Origin of the sequence: Nocardiopsis metallicus, from assembly GCF_014201115.1 — a bacterium.
Lineage (GTDB): Bacteria > Actinomycetota > Actinomycetes > Streptosporangiales > Streptosporangiaceae > Nocardiopsis > Nocardiopsis metallicus.
Map to the genome: position 1 here is coordinate 5,549,881 of NZ_JACHDO010000001.1, position 14,116 is coordinate 5,563,996.

The window sequence follows — 14,116 nt, forward strand, 5'->3', positions numbered from 1 at the left end:
TATACAGCCGAACTAGGGGATAGATGAGCAACGCAGACAGCCAGAAGGAACCACAGGTCCTGGTGGTGGGGACCGAGGACGACCACGGGACCGGGGCCGAGGACGGCTCGGGAGAGCCGCGCTCGCTCGCGGACATGGTGGAGCAGCCCGCCAAGGTGATGCGGATCGGCAGCATGATCCGCCAGCTGCTGGACGAGGTGAAGGCGGCCCCGCTGGACGAGGCCAGCCGCGCCCGGCTGAAGGAGATCCACACCTCCTCGATCAAGGAGCTGGAGGACGGGCTCGCCCCCGAGCTCATCGAGGAGCTGGACCGGCTGACCCTGCCCTTCGCCGAGGGTGCCGCGCCCAGCGACGCCGAGCTGCGCATCGCCCAGGCCCAGCTGGTGGGCTGGCTGGAAGGACTCTTCCACGGCATCCAGACCACACTGTTCGCCCAGCAGATGGCGGCCCGCGCCCAGCTGGAGAACATGCGCAAGGCGCTTCCCCCGGGGATGTCCGGGCTCCAGGCCCGGGGCCCCGGCGCCCAGGGCCCGGGCCAGGATGAGCAGCCGCACATGGGTTCGGGCCCGTACCTGTAAGGCCCCTACAACCCTGTAGCCCCCCGCAACGGAGGCCCAAGCCTGTCGTAGACGCGAGCGGAGCCCGCCCCACCGGGGACGGGCTCCGCTCGTGCGTTTCTGACTACCGCTGTGCCTACTTCTTGGCCTTGGACGCCTGGACCGGCTCGAGGACGTCCTTGCCCAGGTAGGGCCGCAGGGCCTCGGGGACGACGACCGAGCCGTCCTCCCTCTGGTGGTTCTCCAGGATCGCGACGATCCACCGCGTCGTGGCGAGCGTACCGTTCAGGGTGGCGGCGAAGCGGGGCTTGCCCTCCTCGTCCCGGTAGCGCACGTTGAGGCGGCGGGCCTGGAACTCGGTGCAGTTCGAGGTGGAGGTGAGCTCGCGGTAGGTCTCCTGGGTGGGGATCCACGCCTCGCAGTCGTACTTGCGGGCCGCGCTGGTGCCGAGGTCGCCGCCGGCGATGTCCACCACGCGGTAGGGCAGTTCGAGCTTGTCCAGCATCTCCCGCTCCCAGGCCAGGAGCCGCTGGTGCTCCTCGTGCGCCTGCTCCGGAGTGGTGTAGACGAACATCTCCACCTTGTTGAACTGGTGCACGCGGATGATGCCGCGGGTGTCCTTGCCGTAGGATCCGGCCTCGCGGCGGAAGCAGGACGACCAGCCGACGTAGCGGTGGGGCAGCGCGTCGGCGGGCAGGATCTCGCCTCCGTGGTACCCGGCCAGCGCCACCTCGGAGGTGCCCACGAGGTAGAGGTCGTCGGCGGGCAGGTTGTAGACCTCGTCGGAGTGCTCGCCGAGGAACCCGGTGCCCTCCATCGTCTCGGGCTTGACCAGGACCGGCGGGATCATCGCGGTGAAACCGGCCTCGATGGCCTGGTTCATCGCCATGTTCAGCAGGGCCAGCTCCAACTGGGCGCCCACGCCTTTGAGGAAGTAGAACCGCGCGCCGGAGACCTTGGCGCCGCGCTCCATGTCGATGGCGCCGAGCATCTCGCCCAGCTCCAGGTGGTCGCGCGGGGTGAAGTCGAACTCGCGGGGCTCGCCCGCGGTCTCCAGCACCACGAAGTCGTCCACACCGCCGGAGGGAGCGCCCTCCTCGACCAGGTTGGGTACCCGCTTCAGGACGGCGTCGAGCTCGTCACCGAGCCGTCCGGCCTCGGCCTCGGCCTCCTTGACCTCGGCGGAGAGCGCCTTGGCCCGGGTGAGGAGCTCCTCGCGGTCCTCGGGGGAGGCCTTGGAGACGGACTTGCCCACGCTCTTCTGCTCGGCGCGCAGTGTCTCGAACCGGGTCAGCGCGGAGCGGCGACTGGCGTCCAGTTCGAGCAGCTTGTCGGCCACAGCGGGGTCCTCACCGCGGGCCCGCTGCGATGCACGGAGTCGTTCGGGGTCTTCTCGAAGAGCGCGAAGGTCGATCACGTCTTGCAGGTTACCGCCCGCCCCGGCCCGGACCCACATCTTTTGCCGACAGTCACGTCATGAAACGTCCCGCGCCCCGTATCCCCTACGAAGGGCCGACCGGGGGAGTGAGGGCTTCCGGCGGCACACCGACCATGGGGAGTAGTCGTGAAACCGCTGGGTGAGATGACCACGGAGGAACTCGCCGAAGCGCTGGAGGCGCTCGACGACGCGCGCCCGGAGGACACCGCGCTGCGGCTGGCGCTGTACCTGGAACTGCGCCGCGCCGCCGCGGAGGAGTGGCTCTTCGAAGAGGGCCAGACCGGCGCTGAGGCCCCCGTCGATGCCTGAAGGGCCTCATCCCTAAGGGGAGGGTTCTCTTGCGTTCGTTCGCCGGGGAGGCCGATCCCCTGAAACACAGTGCACGGCGGGACAAGCCGCCGGCGCGGAACGTGCCGGAACATGGACTGCGCCGAAGGCGCCCGTTGCGGGTGGTGGCGGGTGACGGGTGGGCGCGGGCGGGGATGCTGTGTCTGCCTGAACCCGAATCCCTCCGCAAACGCCGAGAACACGCGCCGAGGCGGAGCGGCGGCGCAAAGGAACTCAGTCCACGGCGCCTCTCAGTCCACGGCGCCGGCGCGGATGCGGGCGAGCCAGAGCTCGGCCTCGGCGAAGTCCGCGTCGGTGGTGGAGCGCGGGCTCATCGCCGGGATGATCTCGGTGGCGCGCCCTCCGCGCGGGTAGCTGCCCAGGAAGCGCACGTCCCGGCAGACCCGGCGGATGCCCATGAGCGCCTCGCCCACGCGGGCCTCGGCGACGTGGCCCTCGGCGTCGATGCAGAAGCAGTAGCTGCCCAGGCCGTCGCCGGTGGGGCGGGACTCCAGGCGGGTGAGGTTGACCCCGCGGACGGCGAACTGGTTGAGCACCTCGATGAGCGCGCCGGGGTGGTCGTCGGCGATGAAGGCGACCAGGGAGGTGCGGTCGGCGCCGGTGGGTTCGGGGAGCGTTCCGGCGCGGGAGAGGTAGATGAAGCGGGTGGCCGCGTCGGAGCGGTCGCCCACGCCGGAGGCCAGGGCGCGCAGGCCGTAGCGCTCCCCCGCGATGACCGCGCAGATGGCGGCGTCGTAGGGTGCGCCCGGTTCCGAGACGGCGCGCGCGGCGGCGGCCGTGGAGGAGACGGTGTGGGCGTCCGCGTCCGGGAGGTTGCGCGCGAGCCAGCCCCGGCACTGGGCGAGGGCGTGGGGGTGGGTGGCCACCCGCTTGACGTCCTCGAGCACGGTCCCGGGCCGGGCGAACAGCGCGAACTCGACCGGTACCGCGGTCTCACCGGTGATCAGCAGGGGTTCGCCCTTGATGAGTTCGGCGATGGTAGTGGTGACGCCGCCCTCGACCGAGTTCTCCAGCGGGACGACCCCGCCGTCCACGACACCGGCGCGGACCGCGTCGAAGACCGCCGCCACCCCGTCGCACGGGACGCGGGCCCGGTCGTCGGCGTCGGGGCGCAGGTCGCGGAGGGCGGCTTCGGTGAAGGTGCCCTCGGGGCCGAGGTAGGCGTAACGGTTGGGCATGCTGTTCAGGCTATACGGCCGGGGCGGCCGGGGGCGGTCAGTTCTCGGGGCGGGGTTTCGGCGCGCGGGGTCCGCTGTCCGCGCTGACCGGCTCCTCGGCCGGTTCGCCGGCCCGGTCCCCGTCCGCCGCCCCGGCCCGTTCGCCAGCCGAGGCGCTGTCCGGCCCGCCTTCGGCGCCCTCCGGACCCTGGACCACCGTGACCAGCGCTTCCGTATCCGGGGCGGGGTCGGCGGTCGCGGGGCGGGCCGGTTCCGCGGCCTCGGGTCCGGGCATCCCGAAGCCGATGCCGTTGCCCAGGCGGGCCGAGCGGATCACCCGGTACTCCTCGGGGCTGAGCAGGTGGTCGGCCTCACCCCGGGTGACGGCCTTGGCGTAGGTGCGGGTCTCGGTGCGCCCGTTGATGGAGGTGACGACCACCCCGTCACCGTAGGCGTTGAGCATGGCCAGGGAGAAGGAACGGGCGCCCGACATCTCCTCCAGGGCGTCGTAGTGCAGAACGGCCACGTCGCGGACGGCCCGGGGATCGGCCCCCGAGGAGTTGACCGCTAGGGCGCGCTGCGCCAGGGCACGGTACTCCCCCCGGACCTCGCGGGTCCGGTACAGCGCGTACACGCCGAGGGCGAGCCCGCCCAGCCCGATGAGCAGAGCGATGGAAGCCATGATCGTAGTGAACACAGCGCGAGCGTATCGCTACACATCGCACCCATGGGGTCGCTCTTAGCGATTTTTGCGAGCAATGTGCCCGATTTTTCTGGTCAATTCATGACCGGTACCGGCGGGTCCGTCCCGCCACTCCCTGCCAGGCCCGGCTCAGAGCCGGCCGCAGTTCCCGCACGGCCAGGGCCCGCGCCACGTCCGTGAACTGGTGCGCCCGGTGCAGCTGGGCCCGCAGGTCCGTGCCGGTCGCGCGGTGCTCCAGGGGGACCTCGACCTCCACCACCCGCATGCCCCCGCGCAGGACGTCGATGGTCAGCCCGGTCTCCACCCCGAAACCGGGGGCGAGCGGACGGGCCTCCTCGAAGGCCTCCCGGGTCAGGCAGCGCTGGCCGTTCAGCGGCTGCTCGGGTTCCCAACCGGTCGTCCTGCGCACACCCTCCCGGGCCAGGCGGACCACGAAGCCGTGTCCGCCCAGACGCATCCGGGTGGCCGGGAACAGCGCGACGGTCATGTCCGCCATACCCTCCAGGACCGGCTCGACCAGGGGTGCCGCGTCCTTGGCGGTCACCCCGAGGTCGGCGTCGAGGAAGAGGAGGTGGCGCGGGGCGCGGGCGACCCCCTCGGCCGCCTCGGCGGCCTCGATCCGGCGCACGCCGTCGGCGCCGGACTCCATGGCCGCGCCCTTGCCCCGGTTGCGGCCGTGTTTGAGCACCCTGGCCCCGGCTTCCAGGGCCAGGGCCGTCGTGCGGTCGCTGGAACCGTCGTCGACCACCACGACCAGGTCGACCCCGGGCAGTGTGCGCGCCGCAGTGACGGTGGTGCCGATGCGTTCGGCCTCGTTCTTGGCGGCGATCACCACGGCGACCCCGGCACCGCCCGGGTCCCGCGGCTCCGGCCGCGTCTGTGCCACCGGCGCTACTGCGCGGTGCCGGTCCCCGCGGCCACCGGCAACGCGTCGAGGTCGGGGTGGATCACGAAGACCTCGTCCAGGCCGGTGACCTGGAGGACCTTCATGACCGCCGGTTTGGGCGCCACGAGTTCCAGGTCGCCGCCGCGGTCGCGGGAACGCTTCATCGCGGAGAGCAGGACGCTGATGCCGGTCGAGTCACAGAACTCCGCCCTGGACATGTCGATGACCAGCCGCCGTGCCCCTGCCTCCAGGGACTCGACGAGCTCGTTGCGCAACTGGGGTGCCGTGTACAGATCGATCTCACCGCCAACGGTTACCACTGCGACGTCATCTTGAGATCGGCTTGATATCTTCAACTCCACAGACGTGACTGTAGCGGCCAGAGCCGGGCCGGGCCACCTCGTTGGCGGCGTTTCCCCACATCGGTCACGTTCCTCCGCCCAGTACCCCAGGGCATGAGACGGGGCCCGGGGCGAGGGCGGCGAAGGGATACGGCGGCGCTGCTCAGCGAGGGCTCAGAGCGGACCGCTCCAGGCGGGTTCGCCCCGCTCGATCCGCAGCTCGAGCTCGACCATGTCGGCCGCGTCCGCATCCAACGCACCCGTGTCCACCGCGGCCGCGTCCACTGTGCCCGCGTCGTTCGGGTCGAGGCCGCCGTGCCCCTCGGTGGCGACCTCCAGGACCGCCCACACCGTGGTGGTGGTCGCGTCCATCTCGGTGCCCCAACGCCCCGCCAGCATCTGCACGATGCTCAGCCCGCGGCCGCCCAGGCCGGACAGGGAGGGCCGCGACACCCGCGGCATGGTGCTGGAACCGCCGTCGCGCACCGAGATCTCCAGCCAGCTGTCGGCCGGGGCCGCGCCGGGGGCGACCTCCACCCGCCAGGACACGCCCACGGCGTGGCCGGGCAGGGGGCTCGCGTGCCTGAGGGCGTTGCTGACCAGTTCACTGAGGACGAGGGCGGCGTCGTCGACCCGGTCGGCGCATACGTCCAGGGCGCGCAGGTCGGTACACAGCCCTTGTCGGGCGACGGTGACGCTTTCCGGGGCATAGGGAAGAACGACGCTTCGCTCGACCTTCAGAGGGTTCCGGAGGTCCCCGTTGTCGCGTGCGGCGTTGTCTCCTGACACAGCTTTCGTCCCTGCGAGTTCGTACTTCTCGGTCAGCCCGGAACCCGCCCGTTGTGTGCCAGCGAATTCCACCAGGGGTGGAAATGCCCCGATCCCCCACAGCGGAAACCCGCCGGGAGGTGAATCCGCCGGGACGATCCGCGCTTCGGACGCGCGCATCCGCGACGTGACAGGGCTTCTGGAGTCCATGAGGTTTTTGTTGTTTCCCGTGACGCCCAGTGTCCGCTCTACGCCTTTACTGACGAAACCTCCGTTCCGCCCCTCCCCTGAGGTGTTTCGGACACGACGGCGCCCAGTTCGCTCTCCTCGCCCCGGTGCCGGGGCAGCGTGACCCGCATCCGGGTGCCGTTCTCCAGACGGTGGGCGGTCACCTCACCGCCCTGTTCACGCACCAGCTGGCGCACGATGTACAGGCCGATCCCCAATCCGCTGTACCCCCGGCGGTCGCCGCGTTCGCCGCTCTGGAAGAAGCGTTCGAAGATCCGCTCCTCGTCGCCGGGGTCGATGCCGATGCCCTCGTCGTCGACGTGGATGGTGACGGTGTCCTCGCCCTCCACCACCTTGACTCGCACCGTCCCGCCGCTGGGTGAGAACTTCAGGGCGTTCTCCAGCAGCTGGTCGATGACCATGCCGGTGACCAGCGGGTCCCCGACGGTCCAGAGGGTGCCGTCGGTGTCCAGGGTCAGGTCCTGGAGTTCGGCCAGCGGGCGGAAGGCGGTGACGGACTGGCCGAGCAGCTCCACGAGGTCGAAGGGGACCCGGTCCACGGTCATCTCGCCGCTGGCCACGTCCGACCCCAACCGGAGCCGCTCCACCAGCTTGGCGAGCGAGCGGGCGCGGTCCAGGATGATCTCGCTGGCCTCCTGACGCCCCTCCGGCCCCAGCCGCTCGCCCTTGCGGGACAGCAGGGCCGCGTACCCCTGGATCACCGTGACCGGGGTCCGGAGTTCGTGCCCCGTGCTGGCCAGGAAGAACTCCCGCTCCTCCTCCAGTGCCTTCTGCGCGGAGATGTCGCGGAAGTCCACCACCCACTCGTCGGTGTCCGGGATCCGCGCCATGAGGATCTCCAGCCACCGGCCGCCCTCGTTGCGGTGCTTGACGGGTTCGCCGTGCGCGTCGGGGATCGGGAACGGCGGGTGCCGCCCCTCCATCATCTCGAACGAGTAACCGGTGAGCTCCGCCGCCGAACGGTTCCACTTGCGAACCCTGCCGTGGGAGTCCAGCACAGCGATCCCGTCCGCGCTGGAGTCGACGACCGCCTGTTCCCTGAGCCGCTGGAGCTTGAGCTCCTCGTAGGCCATCGCGTTGCCGATCGCCACCCCGGCGTGCGCGGTGAGCAGTTCCAGGAGTTCCAGCTCGACGTGCCCCACCTTGCGCTGGCTGTACAGCGCGTACAGCGCGCCGTAGGGGCGGCCCCGGACGTTGGACACGCACAGGGCGATGGTGTGCAGCCCGGGCAGGTCGGCCCAGATCAGGTCCTCCAGGCTGCGGGTGTCGCTGTTGGCCAGCAGCACGGACTTGCCGCTGCGCAGGAGCTCGCCGAACAGGCTGGACTCCAGGGAGGCGCTGACCCCGTGCAGTTCCTCGGACAGGTGGGTGAGGCTGACCAGCTTCACCCGGTTCTCGTTGAGCAGGACGAATCCGCCCGCGTCCGCGCCGGTGAGCTCGGTCAGGCTGCTGATGATGCGGTCCAGGACAGACTTGAGGCTGAGGTCGGCGTTGATGTCGGCCACCACGTCGGTGAGCCGGCGTACCAGCCGGGCGCGCTCCATCGCGGAGGTCTGCGCCTGCCCCTCCTTCTCGCTCGGATAGAGCACGAGCGCCCACCCGGCGTGCCGCCCCTGGTCGTCGTGCACACAGCTGGTGCTGACCCGCACGTCGACGGCGGTGCCGTCCTTGCGCAGGCGGCGGGTGAAGATCGTCAACGGGGTTCCGGCGCGTACCTGTTCGAGCACCGCGCTGTACTCCGGCCGCAGCTCGCGGGGGATGATCGGCAGCCCGCCGCCGAGCACCTCGGCCGCGGTCCAGCCGAACATCCGCTCGGCCGCCGGGTTCCAGAGGGTGACTCTGAGCTCGCCGTCGATGCCGATCACCGCGTCAGCTGAAGAGGCCAGCACGGCTTCGGCGCTGAGGGGCGCGCGCTCGGAACTCACGTCGCCATAGTGCCACCCGAAGGGCCCCGAGTGGCAGGGCTTCGCACAATCCGACCAAATTCGACGCGCGCGCCCCGGCCGAACCGGCCTGACGGGCCGACCGAAACCTCAGATGACCCGGGGCTCGCCGTCGTCCTCCGCCTTCATGTCCCGGGCCGCGTGGTCCCAGGCCTGCATGCCGCCCGCGACGTTCACCGCGTCCCAGCCCGCCTGGTTCAGCGCCATGACGGCCTGGGCCGAGCGGCCGCCCGCCCGGCAGATGACGTAGACCTTCTCGTCCTTGGGCACCTCCGCGGCTCGCTCGCCGAGCGTGCCCAGCGGGATGTGCACGGCGTCGGGCGCGTGGCCCGCACGCCACTCGTCGTCCTCGCGGACGTCGAGAAGGTATCCGTCCTCGGGAACCTCGTTCACGAGAACCTCTGCGACCTGTCCACCGAACATGATGGTGACCCCCTGTGTCAGGCGTGTCCGAAAAAAGTGAGAATCCGTGGAACCGCGGGTGGGCGCTCCACGTCCAAACGGTATGCGTAAGCACACCTTCGCAACGGCCCTGCCGACCCGCCTCGCCGCACTCGCAGCTCTTGGCCTGCTTATCACGGCCTGCGGCAACGAGCCCACCGAGGTGAACGCGCCGGCACCCGAGACCGAGAACGAAGCCCCCAACGAAGACACCGCCGCCGAGGACGGTTCCGCCGAGGTGGAACTGGTCATCGAACGCTCCGTATCCGATGAGGACGGCCTGACGGCCGAGGAGGGGTTCGAACCAGGCGAATGGACCCTGACCTGTGCCCCCGTGGGCGGTAACCATCCCGACCCCGAGGCGGCCTGCGCCGAGATCGAGGAGGCCGGGACCGAGCCGTTCACCATGGACACCAGCGACATGATGTGCACCATGCAGATGGGCGGCCCCGAGGTCGCGCACGTCACCGGGCACGTGAACGGCACCGAGATCGACACCGAGTTCAACAAGCGCAACGGTTGCGAGATCGACCGCTTCGAGCAGGTCGAGACGGTGCTCAACCCCTGAATCCCCCGATGACCGCTGAATCCCCCTGACAACCGATGGCCCCTGAGGGAGGGGCGGACCGGCCGGTCCGCCCCTCCTCTCCTTTGCCCGGGGCCCGCGTGCGGCCTACGTGTAGGGCGTGTCCCAGAAGGCGACCTCGTGGCGCATGCCCTCCAGGAAGAAGCGCTCGGCGCGCTCCGGGTCGGGGTCCGCCTCCTCCAGCATGCGCCCGTACTTCTCGGTCAGCTCGGTGAAGCCGGGGTCGGCGTAGGTGTCCACCCAGCGGCGGTAACGCGGCTCCTCGGGCCGGGTCCTGGCCAGCTCGATGCCCAACTGGTTGTAGCCCCACATGCAGGGGTATACGGCGGCGAGCCCGTCCCGGTAGTCGGCCGCCGCGTCCAGGATCCAGGACGTGTACGCCTCGCAGGCGGGGCCCTTGTCCCTGGTGGTCAGGTCGGCGCCGAACTCCCCGGACAGGGAACGGTGCAGTTCCAGTTCCTCGGTGAGGGTGCTGTGCGCGATCCCGACCAGGTCCGCCAGGTGTCCGTCCGGCGCCTGCCAGGCCAGCCGGGAGAAGGCCCTGGCGTAGTCGAGCAGGTAGAGGTGGTCCTGCTCCAGCCAGTAGCGGAAGGCCCGCTCGTCGAGGTCGCCGCGGGCGATCCCGGCGACCGTCGGGTGCGCGAGCTGTTCGGCGACCAGCGGCCGCCCGATCTCATGAAGTCTCTCGATGATTCCCACGCCCGGAGTGTCCCATCCGGGTGGTTTCGACCCAAGCCCTGAGCCCCTGCCAGAGCCTTGTCTTCGAAACTTCCCGAGGATTCGGCCGCCACACTCCCGGAAATTTCGGAACCCGATTCCCTGGAACACTGACCTCGCTGAACAGGAACAGTGCAAATCCAATGTGATTTGAGTCTCTGGGTGGGTTGACCCTGTCGATATCGCGGACATACATTCACCGCCAACAAGTTTCGCGAAAATTTACGAAACTTTCGATGCGTCCCCACGCCCCCGGGACGGCCCCGGCCCCATCCGAGGAAGGCATTCCTTGACCCGACCCACCGGTGACACGAACACGGCGAACCAGACGTCGGCGGCCCCTGACTGGCGAGACCCCTCCACCCCGGCCGACCGGCGCGTGGAACTGCTCCTGGCCGCGATGACCCTGGAGGAGAAGATCGCCCAGCTGCACGGGTTGTGGGTGAGCGCGGACACCTCCGGCGCCCCCGTCGCACCCCACCAGCACGACCTGTCCCAAGAACCGCCCGTGTGGGAGGAGGCCATCGCCCAGGGGTTGGGCCAGCTCACCCGCCCCTTCGGCACGGTCCCGGTCGACCCCGCCGCCGGGCGCGCCTCACTGGCCCGGAGCCAACGGGAGATCATGGCGGCCAACCGCTTCGCGATCCCGGCCCTGGCCCACGAGGAGTGCCTGACCGGCTTCGCCGCCTGGACCGCCACGGTCTACCCCGTCCCCCTCGCCTGGGGTGCGAGCTTCGACCCCGGCCTGGTCGAGCGGATGGCCGCGCAGATCGGGCGGAGCATGCGCGACGTGGGCGTCCACCAAGGGCTCGCCCCGGTCCTGGACGTCGCCCGGGACCTCCGCTGGGGCCGTATCGAGGAGACCATCGGCGAGGACCCCCACCTGGTCGCCACCGTGGGCACCGCCTACGTCCGCGGCCTGCAGTCCACCGGAATCGTGGCCACCCTCAAGCACTTCGCCGGGCACTCGGCCTCCCGCGCCGGACGCAACCTCGCCCCGGTCTCCGTCGGCCCGCGAGAGTTCGCCGACGTCCTGCTCCCTCCGTTCGAGATGGCCCTGCACGAGGGCGGCGCCGGTTCGGTGATGCACGCCTACAACGACAACGACGGCCTCCCCGCCGCAGCCGACCACGGCCTGCTCACCCGCCTGCTGCGGGACACGTGGGGCTTCGAGGGGACCGTCGTCGCCGACTACTTCGGGGTCTCCTTCCTGCACACCCTGCACGGGGTGGCCGAGTCCCCCTCCCGGGCCGGGGCGCTGGCCCTGGCCTCGGGCGTGGACGTGGAACTGCCGACCGTGGCCTGTTACGGGGACCGACTGGTCGCCGAGGTCCGCGCCGGCCGGGTCCCCGAGGAACTGGTGGACCGGGCGGCCCGACGCGTCCTGCGGCAGAAGTGCGCACTGGGCATGCTCGACCCGGACTGGACCCCCGAGGGGCCCGCCACCGCACGGGTCTCCGGCAACGGCGGTGTCTCCGGTCACGGCAGCGTCCCCGCTCACAGCAGGGCCCCCGACCTGGACCCGGCGGAGCACCGCGCCCTCGCCCGGCGCCTGGCCGAGGAGTCCGTGGTCCTGCTGGACAACCCGGCCGGGCTGCTGCCCCTCGACCGGCCCGGGACCATGGCCGTGGTCGGCCCGCTCGCGGACACCGCCGACGCCGCGCTCGGCTGCTACTCCTTCCCCGCCCACGTCGGCCGCCACCACCCGGACACGGCCCGGGGCGTGGAGATCCCCACCCTCCTGGAGTCCCTGGTCGAGGAGCTGCCGAAGACCCGGATCAACCACGCCGAGGGGTGTTCGGTGGACGGAGAGAGCACCGAGGGGTTCACCGAAGCCCTGGTCGCGGCCCGCGCCGCCGACGTGTGCGTGGCGGTGCTCGGCGACCGCTCCGACCTCTTCGGCCGGGGCACCACCGGCGAGGGCTGCGACGCCACCGACCTCGCCCTGCCCGGAGTCCAACAACGCTTCCTGGAGGAACTGGTGGCGACCGGCACCCCCGTGGTGGCCGTACTGGTCTCCGGACGCCCCTACGCCCTGGGCGCGGCCGCCGACCGGCTGGCCGCCTCCGTCCAGGCCTTCTTCCCCGGCGAAGAGGGCGGGAGCGCTCTGGCCGGTGTGCTCTCCGGGCGGGTGAACCCCAGCGGCCGCCTGCCCGTGTCCGTCCCCCGCGACCCCGGCGGCCAGCCCGCCACCTACCTGGGCCCGCCTCTGGCCCACCGCAACCAGGTCAGCTCGGTGGACCCGACCGCGCTGCACCCCTTCGGCCACGGCCTGTCCTACACGAGCTTCGACTGGGAGGCCCCCCGGATCGACGGCACTCCACCCAATCCCGACCAACCGACACCGACCACCACCGACGGCTCCGTGACGGTCGAGTGCACCGTCCGCAACACCGGCACCGTGACAGGCACCGAGGTCGTCCAGCTGTACCTGTCCGACCCGGTCGCCCAGGTGGCCCAGCCGGTCCGCCGCCTCATCGGTTACACGCGCGTGCTCCTCGAACCCGGCCGGGCGCGCACCGCGCGCTTCACCGTCCACGCCGACCTGGCGTCCTACACCGGTCCCGACAGGAAGCGGACCGTCGAACCCGGCGAGCTCGTCCTCACCCTGGCCGCCTCCAGCGCGGACCCCGGTCTCCCCTTCCCGGTACGCCTGACCGGCCCCGTCCGCACCGTGGACCACACCCGCAGGCTCACCTGCGACATCCAGCTCGACTCCGAGGCTCCCGCCGGCCCCTAGCCCCGGCCGCGCCGGAGGTGACCGGGCTCGGCCCGCCACCCCGCACCCCCTGCCCCGAACCCCGAGGAGACCCCCTCATGAGCTCTTCGTCATCGGCCCCCGCCCCGGTCACCGCATCAGCGCCGTCCCCTGTCCCCGAACCGCTGCGCGTGGCCATCGTCGGTACCGGGAACATCGCCCGCTTCCACGCCCAGGCCCTGCTCGCCGAACCCGGACGCGCCGCACTCGTCGCGGCCGTCGACGTCGACCCCGGGGCCCTGGAGTCCTTCCGGTCCCGGCACACGATCCCGCGTGGCTACGCCGACCTCGACCGGATGCTCACCGCCGAACGGCCGGACCTGGTGCACGTGTGCACCCCGCCCGGGATCCACCGGGCCCAGGTCGAGGCCTGCCTCGGTGCCGGTGCCTCGGTCCTCGTGGAGAAACCCCCGGCGCTGAGCCTGGCCGAGGCGGAGAAGATGGCCGCCGCCGAGGGCGGGGACCGCGGACCGTGGATGGCGACGGTCTTCCAGCACCGTTTCGGTTCGGGGGCGCTGCGCCTGCGCGCGCTCATCGACTCCGGTGTGCTGGGGCGCCCCCTGCTGGCGACCTGCCACACCACGTGGTTCCGCCCGCAGGAGTACTTCGACCTCCCCTGGCGCGGGAAGTGGGAGACCGAGGGCGGCGGTCCGACCCTGGGCCACGGCATCCACCAGACCGACCTCCTCCTCGCCCTGCTGGGGGAGTGGACGCAGGTCTCCGCGGTGGTCCGCCGCCAGGCCCGGGACGTCGAGACCGAGGACGTGTCCCTGGCCCGGGTCGACTTCGCCAGCGGCGCGATCGCGAGCGTGGTCACCAGCCTGCTGTCCCCGCAGGAGGAGAGCCGTATCCGGATCGACTTCGAGCGCGCCACGGTCGAACTGGCCCACCTGTACGGCTACGGGGACGATGACTGGCGCCTGACCCCGGCTCCGGGTTTCGAAGAAGAGATCACGACCGCCTGGGAGGCCGGGGAGCACGGGGTGAACAGCGGCCACCACTCGCAGATCGTCCAGGTGCTGGACGCGCTGCGCGCCGGAAGCCCGCCGCCGGTGACCTCCCGGGACGCCCTGAGCTCCCTGCGCCTGGTCGCGGCCGTGTACGCCTCCTCCTTCGAGCAGCGGCCGGTCACCCCCGCCGATCTGGCCCCCGGATCCCCCTTCCACGAGCGGATGAACGGGGGCCGCTCGCTGTGAAAACCCGTGGGGGAGCCATCGCGGTGGG

General features: G+C 71.3%; 13 protein-coding genes and 1 pseudogene. 5 read left to right on the top strand and 9 right to left on the bottom strand.

From position 1 onward, the window contains the following. The first annotated feature begins 23 nt into the window (after positions 1 to 23). A complete protein-coding gene (locus HNR07_RS24325) occupies positions 24 to 578 on the top strand; it encodes a bacterial proteasome activator family protein (protein WP_184366947.1) in 555 nt (184 codons plus the stop codon). Positions 579 to 693: 115 nt separating this feature from the next. On the opposite strand, the gene serS is transcribed toward HNR07_RS24325, so the two are convergent. Continuing rightward, a complete protein-coding gene (gene serS, locus HNR07_RS24330; protein WP_184366948.1) occupies positions 694 to 1,974 on the bottom strand; it encodes a serine--tRNA ligase in 1,281 nt (426 codons plus the stop codon). Between the two features lie 147 nt (positions 1,975 to 2,121). Here serS and HNR07_RS24335 point away from each other — a divergent pair, with 147 nt between their 5' ends. After that, on the top strand, positions 2,122 to 2,304 hold the full coding sequence (locus HNR07_RS24335) for a hypothetical protein (RefSeq protein ID WP_184366949.1): 183 nt from the start codon (positions 2,122 to 2,124) through the stop codon (positions 2,302 to 2,304). Between the two features lie 269 nt (positions 2,305 to 2,573). Here HNR07_RS24335 and pheA read toward each other — a convergent pair whose 3' ends face one another. From pheA to HNR07_RS24370, 7 genes and pseudogenes are all read right to left on the bottom strand, one after another. Continuing rightward, on the bottom strand, positions 2,574 to 3,521 hold the full coding sequence (pheA, locus tag HNR07_RS24340) for a prephenate dehydratase (RefSeq protein WP_184366950.1): 948 nt from the start codon (positions 3,519 to 3,521) through the stop codon (positions 2,574 to 2,576). 37 nt (positions 3,522 to 3,558) lie between these two features. Continuing rightward, on the bottom strand, positions 3,559 to 4,197 hold the full coding sequence (locus HNR07_RS24345) for a DUF4446 family protein (RefSeq protein ID WP_184366951.1): 639 nt from the start codon (positions 4,195 to 4,197) through the stop codon (positions 3,559 to 3,561). Positions 4,198 to 4,239: 42 nt separating this feature from the next. Then, positions 4,240 to 5,038: pseudogene (locus HNR07_RS24350) on the bottom strand (glycosyltransferase family 2 protein). A gap of 56 nt (positions 5,039 to 5,094) precedes the next feature. After that, positions 5,095 to 5,451: an STAS domain-containing protein gene (locus HNR07_RS24355; protein WP_184366952.1), complete on the bottom strand. Its 357-nt coding sequence runs from the start codon at positions 5,449 to 5,451 to the stop codon at positions 5,095 to 5,097. A 153-nt stretch (positions 5,452 to 5,604) separates the two neighbouring features. Beyond that, positions 5,605 to 6,219, bottom strand: coding sequence for an ATP-binding protein (locus HNR07_RS24360; RefSeq protein ID WP_184366953.1), 615 nt, complete (start codon positions 6,217 to 6,219; stop codon positions 5,605 to 5,607). Between the two features lie 227 nt (positions 6,220 to 6,446). Further along, a complete protein-coding gene (locus HNR07_RS24365; protein ID WP_184366954.1) occupies positions 6,447 to 8,372 on the bottom strand; it encodes a sensor histidine kinase in 1,926 nt (641 codons plus the stop codon). Positions 8,373 to 8,480: 108 nt separating this feature from the next. Next, entirely contained in the window at positions 8,481 to 8,813 is a 333-nt protein-coding gene (locus HNR07_RS24370; RefSeq protein ID WP_184366955.1) for a rhodanese-like domain-containing protein, read from the bottom strand. A gap of 82 nt (positions 8,814 to 8,895) precedes the next feature. Here HNR07_RS24370 and HNR07_RS24375 point away from each other — a divergent pair, with 82 nt between their 5' ends. Continuing rightward, positions 8,896 to 9,399: an SSI family serine proteinase inhibitor gene (locus tag HNR07_RS24375; RefSeq protein ID WP_184366956.1), complete on the top strand. Its 504-nt coding sequence runs from the start codon at positions 8,896 to 8,898 to the stop codon at positions 9,397 to 9,399. Between the two features lie 105 nt (positions 9,400 to 9,504). Here HNR07_RS24375 and HNR07_RS24380 read toward each other — a convergent pair whose 3' ends face one another. Beyond that, the gene (locus tag HNR07_RS24380; protein WP_184366957.1) at positions 9,505 to 10,116 is read right to left on the bottom strand and encodes a TenA family protein; all 612 of its coding nucleotides are present in this window, start codon (positions 10,114 to 10,116) and stop codon (positions 9,505 to 9,507) included. Positions 10,117 to 10,423: 307 nt separating this feature from the next. On the opposite strand from HNR07_RS24380, the gene HNR07_RS24385 reads away from it, so the two are divergent. Together HNR07_RS24385 and HNR07_RS24390 are read left to right on the top strand one after the other, a co-directional pair. Beyond that, positions 10,424 to 12,874, top strand: coding sequence for a beta-xylosidase/alpha-l-arabinosidase (locus HNR07_RS24385; protein ID WP_184366958.1), 2,451 nt, complete (start codon positions 10,424 to 10,426; stop codon positions 12,872 to 12,874). Between the two features lie 77 nt (positions 12,875 to 12,951). Next, positions 12,952 to 14,088: a Gfo/Idh/MocA family protein gene (locus HNR07_RS24390; RefSeq protein WP_184366959.1), complete on the top strand. Its 1,137-nt coding sequence runs from the start codon at positions 12,952 to 12,954 to the stop codon at positions 14,086 to 14,088. Positions 14,089 to 14,116 lie beyond the last annotated feature (28 nt).

Excerpts from the sequence above, each read along its gene's own strand:
- HNR07_RS24390 (WP_184366959.1), top strand. The coding sequence starts at position 12,952 with ATGAGCTCTTCGTCATCGGCCCCCGCCCCGGTCACCGCATCAGCGCCG.
- HNR07_RS24325 (WP_184366947.1), top strand. The coding sequence starts at position 24 with ATGAGCAACGCAGACAGCCAGAAGGAACCACAGGTCCTGGTGGTGGGG.
- HNR07_RS24370 (WP_184366955.1), bottom strand. The coding sequence starts at position 8,813 with ATGTTCGGTGGACAGGTCGCAGAGGTTCTCGTGAACGAGGTTCCCGAG.
- HNR07_RS24375 (WP_184366956.1), top strand. The coding sequence starts at position 8,896 with ATGCGTAAGCACACCTTCGCAACGGCCCTGCCGACCCGCCTCGCCGCA.
- pheA (WP_184366950.1), bottom strand. The coding sequence starts at position 3,521 with ATGCCCAACCGTTACGCCTACCTCGGCCCCGAGGGCACCTTCACCGAA.